This window comes from Paraburkholderia dipogonis (assembly GCF_046027395.1).
Classification (GTDB): Bacteria; Pseudomonadota; Gammaproteobacteria; order Burkholderiales; family Burkholderiaceae; genus Paraburkholderia; species Paraburkholderia dipogonis_A.
Genome location: NZ_JAQQEG010000016.1, coordinates 1 through 17,491, shown reverse-complemented (window position 1 = coordinate 17,491; position 17,491 = coordinate 1). Strand labels below are relative to the sequence as shown.

Below are 17,491 nucleotides of genomic sequence, written 5' to 3'. Positions count from 1 at the left end.
TCAAAGCGTCGGCTAGCCGCCGCGTGTTCCTGCATATAATCTCCGCACTGGCTTGCGTCGGTTTAACGAATCGAATCGCCGTGTCCAATGGATGCATTTCCTAATCCCTTAATCACGCATGTGTCCGATTTTTGTCAAACTCATCAGGCAAGTCCGACTGTTAAATAGGAAGCGTCGCTGGTTTTGAGCTAAAAATATCGGTTATCATCGCTGCCTTCGGAGATTGATCCCGCTGGCTTAATCCACCGGGCATCCGCGTTAATACCGTCGCATCGAACCAGAAGAAATCAGATGAAGATGTCGCGCAAAAAGATTGCAATCCTGGTAGTCGGTCTTCTAGTCGTGGCCGGCGTGATCATTCAGGCGGTGTGGCGTCCTTTTGGGCATCGCAAAGTCGCCGAGAACAGCGAAGTCGTCCTCGATATTCATCACCCTGACGCGGTGATCGACAGCGAAGCGCTCTCGCGTTTGCCGCGCGACATCCTGCGCGTGCCGCTGTTGCACGACGTGCTGACACAAGACTTCGTCGACTACTACGAATCGAGCAATACGCGTCTGTCCGCCGAAGGCGCGCTGCGGCGTCTCGCGTTCGAACATCAACTCGACTGGCGCGACGAACTGATCCGTCGTGTCTTTGACGAACCCGCGCACGTGCTGCTGTGGCGTTCGCCCGACGGCCGCCTCGGCTACTGGGTGATGTCGATGCATCGCAACGGCTTCGCCAAGCTGCTGCAAGGCGTCGGCAACGTCGCCACGAGCGACGCGCAACTGAGCCAGGTGGCGAAGCTCTCCGGCGACGTGCCGGTCTATGCATTGAAACTGGCGGTCGGCCGCACGCTGCTGTTCGCCACCAAAGACGACCGCCTGGTGGTGCTGTCCGCACCCGGCGTATTGCTCGACGGGAAGGGCGGCTTGCTGGGCGAGCGGGCCGACGCCGTGTCCGAGATGCTGTCCTCGGGCCGCGACGATGCCGCGCACGCCTATCGGCTCGACGCGTCCGGCGGCGCGCCGAAGGGCCATCGGCTGGTGGTGTCGGCGAATTACCTGTCGTTCGGTTATCAGGCGTTTTTTTCCGGTATCGACGCGCTGCGCTTCGACTTCTCGCCGAACGGCGACGCCGCGGCGAACTGGCAAACCTCTGCGCTGATCGAGCCAGGCAAGTTGCCGCAGCAATGGAACGGCGCCGACCTGTGGCGCGCGTTGCCGGCCAATGCGGCGGCCTGCACGAGCTTGCCGACGGACTGGAAGGAGGCCTCGGGCCTGTTGGGCAAAGTGGCCGACGGCGGCGCGGACAACGCCGCCGCGATCGGCGATCAGCTCACGGGTCCTGCTGCGGTGTGCTGGTATGCGAAGTCCACGCTGGTTGCGCCGGTGTTCGTCGCACGTGTGAAGAAGCAGGACGCGGCCGGCATCGCCGCATTGAAGACCGCGCTCGGCAAGACTTTCGGCAACGTGATCGGGGCCTACGAAGCGAAGGCCGCCAGAGCCGATGGCGCTGACTCCAGCTATCGTCGCCTGCCGGTCACTACGCGCGACCAGGGCGCGGACGTCACCGTGTGGCAGCGTCCGGTCAGCGCGCGTTCGGGCACGGCGGTGACCAGCAAGGCGTCGTTCGCGTCGCAGTTGTCGGCGGAACGCTACTTCCCGGTCAGGCTCGCACTCGCGCACGGCTATCTGATTTTCTCGCCGGACGGCCGTCTCGTCGACGACACGCTCGCGGTGCTCGACAAGCGCTATCCGGCGCTCGCCGATACGCTCGCGCCACAACGTCTGCCGCGCACGATTCTGACGCTCACGCCTTCGTCGGCTGCCGCGCTGATCGAACGCGAGGCCGGCGCGGCGTTGCCGGCGGATCAGGAAGCGGTGTTCCGCAACGCGTCGCGCACGCATCTGGTGCCGAAGCTGCACGCGCTCGCCCACTACCCGCCGGTTTCGCTGACGCTGCCGCAAAACCTGCCGGGCTCGACGGGCTGGGTGCCGGTGGAGTGGTGGTTCGACCGCGCGAAGGCCGATGCCGGTGCGAATACCACCGCTGCCGATACGCCCGCGGATCAGCCCGGCACCGAGGGCGACTGAGTGCGCCGCCTTCGCGTACTCTCGCGCCGCACATGGCTCGCGCGCGCCGCCTGCGCGTTCACCATGGGGAGTCTCTCACCCTACTCGCACGCGCTCACTGGCACCATCGCATCGCCCGACCCCGACGCACTCTCACCGCAGCAATCCGCAGCGTTTCGCGCGTGGTTCGTGCGCATCGTCGACCAGCAGATGCGGCGCGGACCGACACCGCGCTGGACACAACGCGATTGTGCGGGCCTCGTGCGCTTCGCGGCCGGCGAGACGCTCAGGCCGCACGACACCAAATGGCTGCGCGCCAACGGCATGACCGGTCTCGCGGATACCAGCAGCATGCCGCCCGAACTGCAACTGTCCGGGTCACAGCGCACGATCGCCAACCGCTGGACCCAGCTCGACGGTTCCACCGGCGCGTACGCATCGGCGATCGCACTGATTCAACGCAATAGCCGTTTTGTTTCGAAGGACGTGAACCAGGCGCTGCCCGGGGATCTGTTGTTCTTCGACCAGGGCGACGACCAGCATCTGATGATCTGGCTGGATCGCTACATCGCTTATCACACAGGCACCGTCACGCCGACCGATACCGGTCTGCGCGCCGTCGCCGTCTCCGACCTGATGCAATGGAAAGATTCCCGCTGGCAGCCGCTCGACGGCAATCCGAATTTCGTCGGCGTGTTTCGTTTGGACTTTTTGACACCATGACCCGAATGATTTCCGTCACGCCATCGAGCGGTTGGCTGGGCAATGCGCGCCGTCGCGCGGCATGCACGTTCGCGGCGTTGGTCGCAGCCATGATGCTCGCCGTCGCACCGGCCGCTTACGCGGACGACGAAGCGTCGAGCACGGCCGCCGCCGATGCGAACATCGCCGGGAATCCAACGTTGCAGACGGCGCTGTCGAGCAACTTCAGCTCGCAGAAGGTCGACGGTCAGCCGTTCTTCCTGCTCTCGGACGCGAGCTTCGGCAGCGATCAACTGGCGCAGGTGCGGCTCGAAGCACCCGGCCGCGATTTCAAGGACGCGCTGCAGGCCTATGGCGGCGCGGATATCGTCGTGTATCGCGTGCCGAAGCCGCTGGACTTTCTGAAGGCGCAAAAGAATCTGCATCGATTGAATGTCGCGCCGAATTATCAGGGCGAAGGGCTCGCGAATACGCTCGCGTATCTGTGGGACCGCTGGTTCACCGAAGCGCGCCGCGCATGGCAGCGTGTGCTGTCGTTCGCGACCCGCAGCAAGGCGACCGAAGCGGCGCCCCAGTTCAAGCTCGGCGAACAGACCGGCAAGCAAACGCAATTCGAGCCGAACTCGCAATTCGCGCCGCTGAAAGGCTACGACATGGTCGCGCGTTTCCGCTATCCGATCTGGGACGCGAAAGTGATCGAGCCGCCCAAGGGTGTGAATCTCGCGGGCAGCAGCAGTAACTTTATCGAGGCCAGTTCGGGCAACGTCATGATTCCGGTCGGCAAGTTGCCGCCGGGGCTGTATATCGTCGAGGCGGTGATCGGCAACTATCGCGCGCATACGCTGCTGTTCGTGTCCGACACGGTGGCGGTCGTGAAGGCGGCGTCGAGCGGCATGCTGGTGTGGACAACGCGGCGCGATAACGGTAAGCCCGTGGCGAATACGGAAGTGAACTGGACCGACGGCGTGGGCGTCCTGCAAAGCGGCACGACCGGCGGCGACGGCGCGCTCGTGCTGCAACACGTGAGCCCCGAGCGTAGCTATGTGCTCGGCACCGATCCGCAGGGCGGCGTGTTCGTCTCCGAGAATTTCTATTACGACAGCGAGATCTACAACACGAAGATCTACGCAGTGACCGACCGGCCCATGTACCGGCCGGGCGATCCGGTGCATGTGAAGTTCATCGGCCGCACGTTCCAGAACGCGACGCAATCGTCCGCGCCCGCCGAGGCCGATATCAGGCTCGACGTGCTCGATCCGAACGGCGCGCCGGTGGCGACCAGCAAAGTGCATTTCGCGTCCGATACCGGCGCGGACACCGCGTTCACGCTGCCCGCCGACGCCACCGCCGGCGGCTACACGCTGCGCTTTGACTACAACGGCGATGTCTACGGCAGCGCGTTTCGCGTCGCCGAATATGTGAAGCCGCACTTCGATGTGAACCTGTCGATGGATAAAGCCGACTACGCGACCGGCGAGGCGCTGAAGGGCAAGATCCAGTTGCGCTATCCGGACGGCAAGCCGGTGCGCGACAGCAAGATCTCGGTTACGCTGCGCGCGCAGAAAGTGACGATCGTCGATGGCGAATTGCGTTATGCGGGACTCTTTCCGGTCAAGCTCGAACAGCAGGAGTTGAAGACGGATAGTGATGGCAACGCGAGCCTCACGCTGCCGGCTGCAAAGGAGCCGAGCCGCTACGCGTTGACGTTGTTCGCGCAGGACGGCGCGGCGTACAAGGTGCGCGTGACGCGCGAAGTGCTGATCGCGCGCGGCGCGACGCCGTATCGTTTGGCCACGGCCAAATCGTTCTCACAACCGAAGGAAGCGGTCAGCTTCGATCTGCGGGCGCTCGGCGCGGTCGATCCCGCGTCGCATGCGCCGTCGAAGTGGGAATGGACGCGCCTCGAATCGCAAACGCATCGCGAAGGCGCGCTGAAGGGCGCGAGCGCGGGCGGCAAGCTATCGTTCCCGGTGCAGTTCGACGAACCGGGTTCGTACATGCTGTCGGTCAAGGACGATCTGGGCAATCTGCTCGCCGCCACCAGCCACTGGGTCGCGGGCGATGGCCTGAAGGCGATTCCGGGCAGCGTCGAGATCGTGTTCGATCGCGACAGATACAAAATCGGCGATACCGCCGAAGCGTTGATCACCTTCCCGATGCCCGTCGACGACGCGTTGCTCACGCTCGAACGCGACAACGTCGAACGTCGCGCGCTGCTTACGGCAGGCGGCGACTGGTTGCAACTGCAGCGCGTGGCGCCGTCGCAATGGAAGGCGCGGATCAAGGTGGGCGAAGACTTCGCGCCGAACATGACGTTCTCGGTGCTGTACGTGCACGCCGGCGAATACGTGTTCCAGAACGCAGGCATCGTGGTCGCGCAGCCGCAGATCGAATTGAACGTGAAGAGTGACAAGCCGGTGTATGGCCCGGGCGACACGGTCACGCTGAATTTCGACAGTACGCTGAACGGCAAGCCGGAAGCGGCGAATTTGACGGTGAGCGTGGTCGATGAAATGGTCTATGTGTTGCAGCCGGAAATCGCGCCGAACATCGTCGATTTCTTTTATCACCCACGCCGCAATAACGTGCGGACTTCGTCGAGCCTGTCGTTCATCACCTACGACCTCGCGCGCTCGCCGCTGAAGGGCGCGCCGGGCGGACCGCAACGCGCCAACTACAACGAGCGCGGCGTGAAGGTGCTCGAACGGCCGCGTCGCGATGATCAGGATACGGCCGCGTGGGAAGGCAATCTGAAAACCGACGCGAACGGCCATGCCACCATGACGTTCAAGATGCCGGATTCGCTGGCGCGCTGGCGCATCACGGTGCGCGCGGCGGCGCCGGACGGCATGGTCGGTCAGCGCACCGCTTACGTGCGCTCGGACAAGGCGCTGTATCTGAAGTGGAGCGGGCCGTCGCACTTCCGCGTCAACGATCAGCCAGCCATCGACATGATCGCCTTCAATCAGACCGACGCGGAGATGGACGCGCAGTGGGTGGTCGAGGGCGGTGGGTTGTCGCTCAATCAGAAGGTCACGCTCAAGCGCGGCGCGAACTATCTGCGTCTGCCGAGCGGTGCGCTGAAGGACGGAGTGATCAACGCGGCTCTGCGCAGCGCGGGCAAGGACGTGGACCGTCTGCAGACCACGATTCATCTCGACGCGAGTGGCTGGCTCGATCTGCATCAGAATACAGTGGCGCTCGACGGCTCGAACAAGCCGCTCGATCTGCCTCAAGATGCGCAGGACGTCAGCGTGCGTTTCATCGGCAGCGCGCAGAGCCAGTTCATGCGCGTCGCCGACGATCTGATCAACTACCCGTACGGTTGCGCCGAGCAGACCTCGAGCCGCCTGATTCCGCTGGCGCTCGCGCACGACGCGATCGGCCACGGCCGTGGCTACGACGATAGCGCGAGCTCGACGCAAGGGCTCGAAGCGCTGCTGCGCAATCAGCGGCAGCGTCTGGCCATGCTCGCGGGCGTCGGCGGCACGTTCGGCTGGTGGGGCGATACGACGGGCGGCAGCGCGCTGATCACCGCCTACGCGTATTACGCGGACTGGCTCGCAAGCCGCAGCCTCGGCATCAGCCTGCCCGCCGACAACTGGCAGCACGCCATGGACGTGTATCGCGACGCCGGGGCGAAAGAGCCGCTGTTGCATCGCGCGCTCGCCTTGTGGTTCATGCAGCAGATGGGCCTGCCGGTTGCGACGCCGGTATCGGGCGTGGCGGCGGATCTGATGAGCGATGCGGCGGCCACGGCCAATGCGCCCGCGCGCAGCGGCACATACGGCGCGTCGGACAGCATCGTGTTCGCGCAAGCCGACTCGCCGCGCGGCAAGCAGATGGCGACGCTGCTGATCGCCAGCATGGCGCGCAGCACGAGCGCGCAATTGCCGGATGGCTTCGACGCCGCGGTAAGCGCCGCGCGTACGGCGTTGAGCAACGATCCGGCGCCACTCGTGCAAAGCCTGCTGGTCATGTCGGGTAGCGACGGCGGCGCGGCGGCCGATGCACCGGCCTTGCTTGCGAAGAGCAGCGCCGATTATCCGACGCTCGATCGCGCGCTGACGCTCTTGTGGTTGCGTAAAGCGTTGGGCGGCGACGTAGCGGCCGCGTCGCTGCCATCGCTGCAAGGCGCGGGATGGACACGCGCCGCGACGCCGACCGGCACGCCGTTTTACAAATGGAGCGGCGCGGCGTTGCCAGCCACGCTCGACGCAGGCGCTGCGCGCACCGACGTCAACGCGCTGGTTTCGTTCCGCAGTCATACGAGCGAAGACAGCCGTCTGAACATCACCGTCGAGCGGCGTTTCTACAAGCTCGAACCGGTTGAGATAGCCGTCGATCCGAAGAAAAAGGAAGCCGCCGGCGAGAGCCAGTTGGGGCGCTCCGCGTTCACCGCGCGTCTGGTGAAGCAGGGCGATGCGATCGACAGCAACGCGCTGTACGTCGACGAAGTCACGCTCACGCCGCGCTCGGGCAATGCTTACCACTACGGTCTGCTCGACGTGCCGCTGCCTCCGGGCGGCGACGTCGAGGCGACGAGCTGGGGCGTGTCGATCGATGGTCTGCCGGGCGCGAAGGATGGTGCCGGTGGTCCGCAGCCGTTCCAGCGCGTTGCGTCGTACGAGATGGGCGAGCTGGCTTATCACCAGCCCGTGCCCTTGCTCGACCGGCCGGTCACGCTGAGGCAACTGGTGCGCTTCGCGTTGCCGGGCACGTTCGCGTTGCCGCCCGCGCGCTACTTCCGCATGTATCAGCCGGACGCGAAGGCGTTCGAAGGCGGCAAGAGCGATCGCGTGACGACGTTGCGTATTCAGTAAGCGAGACGAGACCGTCATGTTCCGCGCGCTTCGGCCTTTACGCGATTGTCTGGCAGCTACGCTGCGGATCGCGCTCGCCGTGGGCGTGGTGTGTGGTTTCAACGGCGCGGTTGCCTATGCGGCGGCTTCGTCTCCGGTCGCGTCGGCGACTGCATCCTCGTCGCAAATGCTGCGCTTCGCCTGGTTGCGCGACGGCCAGAACCAGCTTTGGCAAGTCGACGGCAGCGGCGCCGCAGTCGGTTTGTCGCCTCAGGCCGCAGGTGCGTTGCCCGCGACACTGGAGACGCCGCTCGGCAGCGTCTGGAAGCTGTTCGTCTACGGCTATCTGATGGACCGCAACATCGCCACGCCGGATTACGCCTGCAACGGCGACGATCCGGAAGAGGTGTATTGCTGCATGACAGGCGGTCACATCGACCGCGAACATGCGCTGGTGCAGTCGTGCGGACTCTTTTTCGAGCCCGCGCGCCTGCAACTCGATTCCGCCGACTGGCGCAAGTACTGGACGGCTGCTCACGCGCCCACCTGGCTGCGCGATCTGCACGCCGTGACGCCGGCGCGCCGCGTACCGGTGGCCGAACTGCTCGCCGCTTTGCAGGCGATGCCCGTCCGGCCGCGCGAAGCGGCGGCGAGCACGCTGGTGTCGGTGCTGACCAGCGGACGCGGCGAAGGCACGGTGTCCCTATACGGCAGCGTGCTGCGCGCCAAGACGTGGACGATGCCGGATCCGGCGCGTCCGGGCGCCTCGATCGGCGGCGCGGCGGGTTGGCTTGCCGATGGCACGCCGGTGTGGCTGGGCGGCCCGAGCGGCAGCGCGCGCGTGCTGGCGGCCGCCGCGCCGCGCATCGCGCCGCTGCTCTCGCAAGTCACCGTGCCGGACGACGGCGCTTGTGTGCTGGTCGATTTCTTCAGCCGCTATCCGATTCGCGAAGTGCTCGGCGACACAGGACCGGTCGCCGTGTCCGAGGGCCCGTTGCGCGGCGATTTCCGGGTCGGTTTCGTCAATGGCAATTGGGCGCGTGTGACGAGCCGCGGCGAATTGCGGCTCGATCGCGCTGCGGCCGGCACGCCGCAAGTGGTCGGCCGTTTCGGCATGAACGACTATGTGGCGCGTGTGGTCGAGCGCGAAGGCGACACGAGCCAGGCGGAAGCGGCGAAGGCGCTGGCGGTCGCGGCGCGCACTTACGTCGTGCAGCACGGCAACCACGATCACGGCTGTTTCCGTATCGACGACAGCAGCAACACGCAGCGCGTCCTGCCGCGCGCGCCGACGGCCGCCGCCCGCCACGCCGCGGATGTGACCGACGCGCTGGTGCTGACCGGCGCGCCCGTTCAGTATCACCACGACAAGTCCGCACCGGGACAGATGAGCTGGCTGGCGGCGAAGGCGTCCGCACAAACCGGCCTGACGTTCGACACCATTCTCGCGCGCACCTGGCCGCAAGCGACGCTGACTTCGTTCCAAAGTCCTCTATCGGGCGACTGCGTCGCGGTGGCCGGCGCGCAGGCATGGCTGCAGCGCAACGCGCCGTTGTGGGCGCGGCGCATGGACGGCGCGGCGGGCTACGAAACCCCCGATCTGCCCGCCGTATGCGCCGTGCGCGAGGGACGGCCATATGCCGATGCGCAGCGCAATCGCGTCTACGTGTATCGCCTGCAGACTGAAGAGGACCGTATCGCGTTGGCGCATGAATACATACACCTCGCGTTTCAGCATCATCCACGTGGTCTCGATGAGACGTTCGTCGAGCGGACCGCGCGCACGCTGATTCGTACCGACAATCCGATCCAATGAATACCGTCTCGCGCTCGCCGTTATTCTTGTTGCGCTGGCCATCGCTGCGGCGTGCTCTCCGCGTTCGCGCAATCGTGACGCTGGCCGCAGCCGCGGCCGTCGCTGCGATTGCGATCTGCATGATCGCGCCGAACGCCCAAGCCGCGACTGACGCCGACGGTGCAGTCGCGGATCTCACCGGCGCGTTCGGCGGCTGGCGCCACAGCGGGCTGACGAACGAGGGCGAGCATTTCGTCGCGGCGTATCCGCGGCCGCCGGTCGACCGCGGCGCGCAGCGCTTTCGCACGCTGATCGAAGGACGTCTGAAGCACATCGACAAACACGCGCGCAAACCGCCGACGCTCGTCGTCAATGGCAACCCCACGCCGCTCTACACCGACGACGAAGGCGCGTTTGCGCGGCCATGGGCGTTCGGCGCGGGCTCGAATAGCATCGAGCTGATTTCCGCCGACGGCAAGCAACGCCAGCGCATGCAGTTCTATGAAGCCGACCGCAGCAAGCCGCAAGCTAAATTACGCGCGATGGTCACGTGGGATGATCCGCACGCGCAGGTCGATCTGCATGTGATCACGCCGGGCGGTTTGCATGCGTTCTTCGCCAACCCGACACTCGAAGACGGCAGCGGTTTCGACGTCGATTCGGTGGACGGCGCGGGACCGGGGATCTTTTCGTCGGCGGCGCCCGAGCATGGCACGTGGTTGTTCTTTCTGAATTACTGGGGCAATTTCGATTCGACCGGCTACAACTTCGACGCCGCCGCGCACGATCGCGACGTGATCACGGCGACGTTGACGCTGGTGTTCAACGAAAACACGCCGAACGAACGGCGTGAAACGATGGTCGTGCCGCTGCGCAAGATCGGCGACCTGATGCTCGTGAAAAGCGAGCGACTCTGACAGCGGGATGGGGGTAGTGACAATGAAGGTCGAGACGACGGGTTGGACAAAGGCGAGCCGCGGTTGGCTCGCGATTGCATGTTTCACCTGTGTGGCTGGTTTGGCCTGCTCGCTGGTGGCGCCCGCGGCGCAGGCGAGCGACATCGACTTCGACGCGCCGTTGAACGGCTGGCGCAACACGAGCGGCGATAGCGAGCGTTATACGCAGGACGTGCATTATCCGGCGGTGGCGGTGTCGACGCCGGAAGGGCAGTCCAGATTCGCGCTGATCCAAGGACAGATCCGCAACGCGCCGAAGAAGAAGGGCACGTCGGTGGGCACGCTGGTGGTCGACGGCACGCCGCTGCCGCAGCGCGTGGAAGAGGACGGCAAGTTCTCACGTCCGTATGCGTTTCCCGCGGGCAGTAACGGCGTCGAACTGCGTGCGCCGGATGGCAGCCGCAAGCGCGTGCAGTTCTACGACGCCTACAGCGGCAAGACCCAGCCGAAGTTGCGCGTGCTGCTCGCGTGGGATACCGACGGCACCGATCTGGATCTGCACGTCGTCTCGCCCGACGGCGCGCACACCTGGTACGGCGAGCGCGTCGCGCCGAACGGCGGCGCGCTCGACGTCGATGTGACGACCGGCTATGGGCCGGAGATTTACTCGTCCGCGGCGCCGTTGAAGGGCACGTATCTGGTCTATGTGAATTACTACGGCAGCGGCAATAGCGGCGCCGATATGACCGTCGCGCAAGTGACCATCATCACGAACGAGAATACGCCGAACGAAAAGAGCGAAACGATTCGCGCGCCTATGCGCAAGGCCGGTGAATTGACGCTCGTGAAAACGTTTGTATTGCCGTAAAAACAGCGGGCGGGATGCAAGTCAGTTTTGTGCGGGGCCGTCACCAGCCCGCAACGCTTACGCGTACGCGGGCCATAAAAACGTCAGTTCGTGAAATGGGGCAGAAGAAAAATGAATTCACTCGACCAGAAGCAGCCGCTCTTGACCTATGACGGCAAGATTGGGGAGTTGTACGGGATCTTCATCAAAAATCTGCTGCTGCAGATCATCACGCTTGGTATTTATCGATTTTGGGCGACCACCAATACTCGTCGATATATCTGGTCGCGCATGCGTTTTCAAGGTGAACGGTTTGAATACGCCGGCACCGGCGGGGAATTGTTCAAAGGTTTTTTACTGGCGATCGCGATTATGATCGGCGCGATTGTCGGCGCGGGCATTCTCAGCGCGATTCTGCGCGCCGTCACGGGAAGTGCGTTGTTAGGCGCGGTGCCGCTTCTGGCGCTCTACATCGTGATCGCGGTGGTCGCGGCGGGCGCTTATTTCAGCGCGCAGCGTTATCGCCTGAGCCGCACACAGTGGTGCGGGATTCGCGGCGGCATGACCGGCTCGTCCTTCGTCTATGGCGTGTATGTGTTGCTGTATGGCCTGCTGTGCATCGTCACGCTCGGTCAGATGGCGCCGTGGGTGTCGATGCGCCTCGCGGAACGCCGCATCAACGCGAGCAGTTTCGGCAGCTTGCCGTTTCACTTCGAAGGCCGCGCCCGCGCGTTGTATCTCGCTTTCGTCGGGACGTTCGTGGGCGTGGTCGTGCTGCTGCTCGTGCTCGGGGCAATCTTCCTCAAGAGCTTCATGGCGTTGCTGCCTATCGGCCACGCTCCGCTGAAGGGCAACGGTCCCGCCGCGCTCGCCGCTGTCGGCTCGGTGTTTCTGTTCTACGTGTTGTTCATCGTCGGCGCGTTGTTGATTCAGTGCTTCTACCTGGCCTTGGTGACGCGGCATGTCATGGGCAATACGACACTGGGCTCGCAACTGCGCTTCGGCAGCAGCATCACCGCGGGTCGTCTGCTCGGCATGATCCTTGGCAATCTGGCCATCGTCGTGTTCACGCTGGGTTTGGGTTTGCCGATCGTGCTGCATCGCGTGATGCGACTCGCGGCGGATACGCTGCAGGTGTCCGGTCAACTCGATCCGCAGACGCTGGCTCAAAGCGATCAGGCGCCGCCGCGTACCGGCGAGGGCATGCTGAACCTGCTCGATCACGGTGGCGCGTTCTGATTCTGAGGCGGTGTTGACGCTCTCCGATTCAAATGGCGCGCGCTTCTACGACGGCCGCAGCGCCGCTGCTCATGCGGCGACGCTGCGCTGGAGCGACGCGTTTCTCTTCATCGACGGCATAGCGGGCGAACTGGCGGTGTGGCCGCGCGCGCGGCTGGTCGTCGGCGAACCCGATCCGGAAGGACGAGTCGCGTTGTCGTGCAAAGGCGAGCCGGGTCGCGTGTCGATCGATGCCGCCGCGCTGCCGGCGCAGATCGTACAGCGGCGCATGAAGCGGCGGCACTATCTCGGCTGGATGGCGGTCGGCGTGGTGGCGCTAGTGCTCGCGTTTGTGCTCGTCGTGCGACTGCCGGCGGTGGGTGCGGCGCTGGTGCCGCGCAGCGCCGAAAACCAGCTCGGCGAGATGGTGGAAGCAGTCGTCGTCGGCAAGCACAAGGTGTGTCGCGGTGAAGACGGGCAGCGCGCGCTCGAGCAACTCGAAGCGCGGCTCGCTCACGCGGCGGGTATTGCGCAGCCGGTCCACCTGGAGGTGATCGACCGCAAGATGGTCAATGCGCTGACGCTGCCTGGCGCGCGCATGGTGATCATGCGAGGTCTGATCGAGCGCACCGGCAACGTCGATCAACTGGCCGGCGTGATGGCGCACGAGACGGGGCATATCGCGCGGCGCGATCCGATGGTCGCGTCGTTTCGCGGCGCCGGTATCGGCGTGATCAGCGCGACGCTCGGCATCAATCTCGGCTTTGCTGACGTGTCGACGCTGGCTGGGCGACTCGTGGGTTTGTCGTATAGCCGCGATATGGAGCGCCTCGCCGATGCAAACGGCGTCGCCTATCTGCAAGCAAGCGGCTTGCGCAGCGACGGGCTTGCCGGGTTTTTTGCGCTGACTGACGCACGCAACGACAAGCGCAACGGCAGTGCCGGCGCTGCGGTGGAATTCCTCTCGGATCATCCGCGGACGAGCGATCGGCAAAAGCAAAGCCAAGGGTCCCCGCTCGGTGAAAGTGCGTTGACGCCGCGCGAATGGGCTGCTGTCCGCTCGATGTGCGGCAAGCCGTGAGGCACGCGACTCATTGGGAGCGCAGCGGTCAAAGCCAATGCGTTCAAGGAGTTGGATGAGTCATGCGCAGGTTGTCCACAGGCTTGCGAACAGTTTCTGTGGACAAATGCTGTGAACAGGTTCGACAGCGAGCACGCCTTCAGCAAGAAGGCGGCTCGTGAGGCTCGATGCCGGCCGTTTGACGGTCAAAGGTCGGAGTCCAATCCCCGCTCTTCCACTACGTCACGCGTGACCGCCCAATACGGCGGACGGTGGTAGTACTCGTGCACGGACGTGCCCCATTGCATGTCCGCCATCGAAGGCCAGTTATCCTTATCGAAGCCCGGCGCGTTCTTGATCCGTTCGGCGCTTGCATCGAGCACGAAGCACTTGTCGTCCGTGTCGAGCGTGAGCGCGCTCCAGGGAATCGCGTGAAGGGTGTCGCCCATGCCGAGAAAGCCGCCGGTGGACAACACCGCGTAGGCGATTCGGCCGCCGCGTACGTCGAGCATGATGTCGGAAATCTTGCCGACATGTTCACCGTCGGACGACATCACCTTGTTTCCGTCGAGCGTGGAGGCCGCCATGACATCCGGTCCGGGACCGTCACCGATGCCGACTCCAACGATAGTTGCGCCTTGCGTGCCGGCGGATGCCGGGACTTGGGGATCGAGCGTAGTCATGATGTGCTCCTCGTAAAAAGCGTACATGAGGAGCGCGCAACGACTATGCCTGTTACCTGGGGCGATGGTTGGTGAGGGAGCGCTTTTCAGGCGGTTGCCGCCACGGGTGGTCGCGCGGCGGCCATGGTTCGCCTAGCCGTGCGGCGGGGCATGCGAAGCATGGCGCAATTGTGGGAAGCGTTACCGGCGAAAGTTGCGCGACCGCGGCGGGTGACGTCAGGGCTCGACGCAACGGGCCAAGCCGCGTTTCGCCGCCAGCTTGCGCAAACGGATCTTGTCGCGCTGTTCAGCGCGAGGTGGGTTTCGGACCCGGCGGCGCGAGGACGCAGCGATCCAAAGGAAAGCGCTTACCCTTTCTTACCTGTGCTCAAGTTTCGGCGCACTGGGGTCGATAGGTGTTGTAACCGGCCGTTCGTCGTTGACATACCGTTCGCGGCGCAACTGCACGAGCGTACTTCGACTTGCCGCTAGCGGACGGCGGCCGGCGTATCGAAGCGAAACCAACGGAGGTTGCTATGCAAATCGACAGTGTGTTGTCGCCGACACTGCCGGGACCGGACCGCGCGACGACGAAAAGCCCGTCCGCGGCGGACGACGCCGTCATACAGACATCGACGGCGGATGCTCCCACGCAGGATGATGCCGTCCATATCTCCGCGGAAGGCGCAACGACGGCGGCTCAAGATAGCAATACGGGTCAAGGTGACGCAGTCAGCGATTCTGCAAGCGAGGGCACACTGGCAGCCGGCGTCTCAGCGGTCAAATCGTTTGCGTACGGCACGCTCGGGCTCGAGCGTCCGGATCAGCCTCAGGAAGCGCACAACGCGTTCTATACGGCTGGCCGTTGGCTGGCAGCGGGAATTACGATCGGAGGGGTCATTTCGCTGCTTGCCTGAGAGACGGACAAAAAAAAGCGCTTGCCGTGCGTGGTGCACGACAAGCGCTATTGCTGGCTTAGCGGTCGAGGAACGACTTCAGGCGGTCGGCGCGGCTCGGATGCATCAGCTTGCGCATGGCCTTGCTCTCGATCTGACGAATCCGCTCACGCGTGACGTCGAACTGCTTGCCGACTTCTTCGAGCGTGTGGTCCGACTTCGTGTTGATGCCGTAACGCATACGCAGCACCTTGGCTTCGCGCGGCGACAACGAGTCGAGTGCGTCGTCGATGGCGGCGCGCAAGTCGGCTTGCATTGCTGCGTCGGCCGGCGAGGACGCTGCCGAGTCTTCGATCATATCGCCGAGCGTGGCGTCGCCGTCGTCGCCGACCGGCGTTTCCATCGATACCGGCTGCTTCGCGATCTTCAGAATGCCGCGCACCTTCTCTTCCGAGAGTTCCATGCGTTCCGCGAGCACGGACGGATGCGCTTCCTGACCGGTCTGCTGCAGGATTTCGCGCGAAATGCGGTTCAGCTTGTTGATCGTTTCGATCATGTGCACCGGCACGCGGATCGTGCGAGCCTGATCGGCGAGCGAACGCGTCACGGCCTGACGAACCCACCACGTTGCGTAGGTGGAAAATTTCCAGCCGCGACGGTATTCGAACTTGTCCACCGCCTTCATCAAGCCGATGTTGCCTTCCTGGATCAGGTCGAGGAACAGCATGCCGCGGTTCACGTACTTCTTCGCGATCGAGATCACGAGACGCAGGTTCGCCTCGATCATCTCGCTCTTCGCCTTGCGCATCTTCGATTCGGCCGCGACCATCTGGCGGTTGATCTCTTTCAGATGCTTCAGCGGCAGCGAAACCGTTGCTTCGATTTCGATCAGCTTTTGCTGTTCGGACTGAATTGCCGGCAGATGGCGCTCGAGCGCCGCGCCGTACGACGACGCACCGCGCGCCGCACGTTCCGTCCAGCCGAGGTCGGCTTCATGACCGGCAAACGACTCGATGAACTTCTCGCGCGGCATGCCGCTCTTCGAAACGACGATTTGCAGAATGTTGCGCTCGATCGCGCGAACTTGCGCAACCTGTTGCTGCACGTCGCCGCACAGGCGATCGATTGTGCGCGCGGTGAAGCGGATCTTCGCGAGGTGCTGCTGGATCTCTTCGCGCGCGCGCTGGTACGCCTTCGAGGTGACATCGCCGCGCGTGTGCGACGCGTTCATCTGGTCGGACAGCATGCCGACCTGGGCGAAGATCTCGAGGCAGTCGCTCGTGAGTTGCTTCAGGCGTGCTTCGTCCGCTGCCGAGGAGTCGGCCGGGCCGACGTCGTCGTCGCTGTCTTCGTCGTCGTCGCCGTCCGTGTCGGCGTCGACATCGGCGGATGCGTCCGCGCTTGCGCTGTCTTCTTCGGCGGCGAGCGTGTCTTCGTTCAGACCGTCGACCAGTTCGTCGATGCGCAGTTCGCCGTCGGCAACCTGCTGAGCGCTCGCCAGAATGGCCGAGATCGCGAGCGGGCAAGCGGCAATTGCCTGCACCATTTCATGCAGGCCGTCTTCGATGCGCTTGGCAATCGCGATTTCGCCGGCGCGCGTCAGCAGTTCAGTCGCGCCCATCTCACGCATGTACATGCGCACTGGATCGGTCGTGCGGCCGAATTCGGAATCGACGGTCGACAGGGCGACTTCGGTTTCCTCATCCGCCTGATCGTCCGACACCACGGCGGGGGCGTTCGAGTTCAGCAGCAGCGTTTCCGCGTCCGGGGCCTGTTCGTAGACCTGCACGCCCATGTCGTTGAACGCGCTGACAATGCTGTCGATCGCGGCTGTTTGCGCGAAGTTGTCGGGCAAATGGTCGTTGATCTGCGCGTGGGTCAGGTAGCCTTGCTCCTTACCCAACTGGATCAGCGCACGCATCTGGCGCTGACGTTCTTCGGCTTGCTGCGGCGGCAGCTCGGCCGCCACGGGGATCGCTTTACCGGCGCCCTTGCCCTTGGCCGTACGGCCCGAGGGAGCTTTGGCGGTGTAGGCGGCGGTTTCGTGTTGCGAATCTTCGCGATCAAAAGGGTTCACGTATTCTCCTCTAGAGGCTTCGCTATGAGACGCAAGACGCGACCGTCAGGCGTTTCGAGCATGGCTCAACATCACCTGAGTGACTCAACGCGGTTGTTTGGCTGTGCTCTGGGGAGCAAAAAAGATGAGCCCGCTCGAAGCGGGCCGATAGAAATGTGCGAAATTCGCGCGGCTCGCATTATATACGAGCTTGGGCCATCGCGCTCATCTTGTGCACATCATTTCATCATGCGCGTTTGTCGCAGGTTCGTCCTTGGGCCGCTGGTCGGGCGTAGAGCGGTCGCCGGGTCGATGCGTCTAGGTGCGTGCACATTCGCTGATTTCAAGCTTCTCACTATAGAGGAGTTCGGCCGTCCTGACACGACGGGGTCGCGTTTGCACCACTCTCCCTATATATAGGGGACGCCTGTTTCTGGCGTCGATCGGCGCCTGGCTAAAAGAAAATTCACGAAAGGGGGTTGACGACGTGTCAGTCGTTCTC

Annotated in this window: 11 protein-coding genes; 9 read left to right on the top strand and 2 right to left on the bottom strand. The window is 64.1% G+C overall.

Annotated features, from left to right (window positions below; all coding sequences use genetic code 11):
* Positions 1-291 precede the first annotated feature (291 nt).
* From PQR32_RS17545 to PQR32_RS17510, 8 genes are all read left to right on the top strand, one after another.
* Positions 292-2,076 carry a DUF2138 domain-containing protein gene (locus PQR32_RS17545; RefSeq protein ID WP_408229201.1) on the top strand — a complete coding sequence of 595 codons (1,785 nt, stop codon included), beginning with the start codon at positions 292-294 and terminating at the stop codon, positions 2,074-2,076.
* Entirely contained in the window at positions 2,077-2,778 is a 702-nt protein-coding gene (locus PQR32_RS17540; RefSeq protein ID WP_408229198.1) for a DUF1175 domain-containing protein, read from the top strand.
* Positions 2,775-7,580 carry an alpha-2-macroglobulin family protein gene (locus PQR32_RS17535; RefSeq protein WP_408229195.1) on the top strand — a complete coding sequence of 1,602 codons (4,806 nt, stop codon included), beginning with the start codon at positions 2,775-2,777 and terminating at the stop codon, positions 7,578-7,580. The genes PQR32_RS17540 and PQR32_RS17535 overlap by 4 nt, the downstream gene beginning before the upstream one ends.
* Before the next feature lie 16 nt (positions 7,581-7,596).
* A complete protein-coding gene (locus tag PQR32_RS17530; protein ID WP_408229192.1) occupies positions 7,597-9,375 on the top strand; it encodes a DUF2300 domain-containing protein in 1,779 nt (592 codons plus the stop codon).
* 119 nt (positions 9,376-9,494) lie between these two features.
* Entirely contained in the window at positions 9,495-10,271 is a 777-nt protein-coding gene (locus PQR32_RS17525; RefSeq protein ID WP_408229600.1) for a YfaP family protein, read from the top strand.
* Positions 10,272-10,293: 22 nt separating this feature from the next.
* Entirely contained in the window at positions 10,294-11,118 is an 825-nt protein-coding gene (locus PQR32_RS17520) for a YfaP family protein (RefSeq protein WP_408229597.1), read from the top strand.
* A gap of 111 nt (positions 11,119-11,229) precedes the next feature.
* Positions 11,230-12,336, top strand: a complete 1,107-nt coding sequence (locus tag PQR32_RS17515) for a YjgN family protein (protein WP_408229189.1) — start codon at positions 11,230-11,232, stop codon at positions 12,334-12,336.
* Between the two features lie 13 nt (positions 12,337-12,349).
* Entirely contained in the window at positions 12,350-13,396 is a 1,047-nt protein-coding gene (locus PQR32_RS17510; RefSeq protein ID WP_408229186.1) for a M48 family metallopeptidase, read from the top strand.
* A gap of 185 nt (positions 13,397-13,581) precedes the next feature.
* Here PQR32_RS17510 and PQR32_RS17505 read toward each other — a convergent pair whose 3' ends face one another.
* On the bottom strand, positions 13,582-14,058 hold the full coding sequence (locus tag PQR32_RS17505) for a PRC-barrel domain-containing protein (protein WP_408229183.1): 477 nt from the start codon (positions 14,056-14,058) through the stop codon (positions 13,582-13,584).
* 515 nt (positions 14,059-14,573) lie between these two features.
* Here PQR32_RS17505 and PQR32_RS17500 point away from each other — a divergent pair.
* Complete coding sequence (locus PQR32_RS17500; protein ID WP_408229180.1) at positions 14,574-14,954, top strand: hypothetical protein; 381 nt, start codon at positions 14,574-14,576, stop codon at positions 14,952-14,954.
* A gap of 58 nt (positions 14,955-15,012) precedes the next feature.
* Here PQR32_RS17500 and rpoD read toward each other — a convergent pair whose 3' ends face one another.
* Positions 15,013-17,010, bottom strand: a complete 1,998-nt coding sequence (gene rpoD, locus PQR32_RS17495; RefSeq protein WP_408229177.1) for an RNA polymerase sigma factor RpoD — start codon at positions 17,008-17,010, stop codon at positions 15,013-15,015.
* Between the last annotated feature and the right edge of the window lie 481 nt (positions 17,011-17,491).